The sequence below is a fragment of the Pyrobaculum sp. genome (genome assembly GCF_049971835.1).
Classification (GTDB): domain Archaea; phylum Thermoproteota; class Thermoprotei; order Thermoproteales; family Thermoproteaceae; genus Pyrobaculum.
On record NZ_JBMFKV010000224.1, the window covers coordinates 1 to 2,639 of the forward strand.

Below are 2,639 nucleotides of genomic sequence, written 5' to 3' on the forward strand. Positions count from 1 at the left end.
GAAGACGGCTACGTCAGCGTGTGGCTGAAGACAGGCTCCGCCTACACGATTAAGGGCTGGGTGAACTACGCCGCGTCCCTCGTGAGGGGCTACACCTACATAAAGTTCACCAACGACGCGGTCCCAGTCTACCTCTTCTGGATCGGCGACCCACCAGGCTCCATGTGGCTGGGCAGGGTGGTGGAGCTGAAAAGTGACGAACTCGGCTACACCCCAGTCTTCGAGGCGGGGTCGCTGCCGGATCTGTCTGTGGCCAGGATCAGAGGCGCCGGGGACGTCTGGGCCTTCGACAAGAGGTATGTCCACTACCTCTACGGAAACGCAAGCACCATGGACTACAACGTCTTCGCCTGCTACGCCCCCGTGGTGGAGGTGGGCTACCGCCCCGAGGGCGGCTCCGGGCGGGGCCTCGTCCAGACGCCGCGTATATGCGTCAGCTGGCGCGACGTAAAATACCGCAGATGGCTTGAGGTGGGGTGGAGTGGGGCAGAGCCGGTTTACAAGGAGATGTGGGATGTGGGGCTGGGAGGCGGCTATATTAACGGCGCCCGCCGCAGCTTCGGCTTCCGCTTCGAGAGGCCTGGCTTTGTGGCTGTGATGTGGCTCTCCCCCAACGGCACCGCCGCGGCGGTGGTGGGCTACACAGACTACGTTTCGATATACACAGAGGGGGATTACGTCATATACTACCAGTTTAGAATGCCGTACAGAGAGGGGAGGGGGCTGAGGCATAGACTTGTCACGGGGCAGGTCAGCCCGGCCTTCACTAGGATGGTTGTGACGAGATGTATAGGCGAATGTCCCCACTTCTTACCCGGCGTGGAGCCGGTTAAGTACACTTGGAGAGGTTTTGAATGGGAGTTGCGGACTCCGAAATTGGTTGAAGTGTCATGGTTCACCCCGGTGTTGCCCAGCGACAAGTATTATGTGGATGACGAGCCAAGGATCTACTACCTAGTGGTGGGGGAGGACGGCTCCTTCAAGCCGGCGTATATATGGACTATCTTCGACAGCCCTCTGAGAGTACGTATAGGGGACTTCAGCTACGAGTTGTACGAGTACCTGGCCGGCACGGCGGGGGGCGTTCCCCAGCTCAAGAGAGAGGTGGAGGCCTTCATTATTGCCTGGCAGATTCTGAAGGACTTGAGGGCAGTCTCCCCCGGATTTTCGGTATACTTCCACTCCGTGCGCTCAAATATGGGGATTGTTTTTAAAAATTTGGCGACGTCGAACGAAACCGTTAGCTACATAGCTGTCTTCTTCCCGCAGAACTACACCCTCCGCATATACAGGCTCACCGCCGCCACCGGAACACTAGAAAAGAGTAAAGGGACGGCGGATGAAATTATTTACTACTTCAAGGACGGGACGGTCCTTAGGTTTTCCAAGGATGTGAAGGCCGCCTTCTACTACTGCGGCCCGCTCGTTGTGGAGAAATGGGGAGCCTGCGCGCCCCACGTAGCCGACTTCATGGTTTTCGGCAACGGCACCGCTGTGTATATATTTGACAAGCTCTACAAGGGAGCCGCCGTATTTTCCAGAGCCTACAGCTGGCCCAACTACGCCTTCCCCGTCGGGGCGTCCTCTACTGTGAAGGTGGTGTACGTCAACTTGACTCGGACGGTGCCGCAGACCGTCGTCAACACAACCACCGCCGTTCTAGTCACAGTCACACAGACCGTCACCAAGACCGCGCCTCCCACCACCGTCACCGAGGTTAGGGAGGTCACCCAGAGGGAGACGGTCACGCAGATCGTGTCCATCCGCGAGGCTGACTGGGCCGCCGCCTCAGCCCTAGCCGCCGTGGCCCTAGCCGCGGGGGCCGCCGCGGGCTGGCTGGCGAGGGGCAGGCGCCGAGCCACTTGAAAATCGTATGGTTTTCCCCTCCCCCTGCGCGAGCCCCGGCCCTTTCCGATGCTAAAGTATCTTCAGATTGAGTTTTTTTACAGCCAGCTCCACCTCCTCCCACGGGGCCCCCAACCAGTTGGCCTCCTCTAGGGCTTGACGGGTAACCGCCAGACCGCCGTCGGGCGTCTTGACTATGCGCCTCTGTAGCTCCCACATGAGTCTGTACACCCGGTCCCGCTTTGCCTGGGCCGCCAGTATCGCCGCCTCCAGCGGCGATCCTGATAGGGTGCGGAGCACGATCTCCGCGATTTTGTTTATCCTGTCGGGGACCCCCACCCTTGAGCCCCTCAGCTCGATTCTGCACCTCTTCTCGACGCCGATCCTCCCGGCGAGGCGGGCGGTGGCCCCCTTAGCCGACCTCTCCTTGTCCACTATGCCTCCGATGATAAACTCAACGTGGGACCTCGCCACCTCTTCGATAAATAGGCAGTCGCCCTCCGGGTCTAGGACGATCGGCTTCTCAAAGGAAGGCGTGCCGGCGAAGATCCTCATTTTGTGCACCAGTCCGGGGGCGTGGCGGCTCAGCAACTGGAGGAACTCCCCCGGCGTGTTGGTGAGCCACAGGTTGCCGTCCCACAGCACGGCCCTCACCGCCTTGAGCGTGGCGAGGATCTGCTCCACCAGCTCGTTCTTCTCCCCCTCCGTGTGCTCAGCCCAGAGAGACAGGTCCACCACCACCCTCGGCCTATCCGGAGGGGCGTAGGGCACCTCCACCACCTCGCCGCACCCCC

General features: G+C 60.6%; 2 protein-coding genes. One reads left to right on the top strand and one right to left on the bottom strand.

Features of this window, described 5'->3' with window-relative positions:
* Nucleotides 1-1,866 (top strand): hypothetical protein (locus tag ACP5J3_RS12750; protein WP_428496030.1); only part of this gene is annotated, 1,866 nt, incomplete at its 5' end.
* 51 nt (nucleotides 1,867-1,917) lie between these two features.
* On the opposite strand, the gene ACP5J3_RS12755 is transcribed toward ACP5J3_RS12750, so the two are convergent.
* Nucleotides 1,918-2,639 (bottom strand): tRNA (adenine(9)-N1)-methyltransferase Trm10 (locus ACP5J3_RS12755; protein WP_428496031.1); only part of this gene is annotated, 722 nt, incomplete at its 5' end.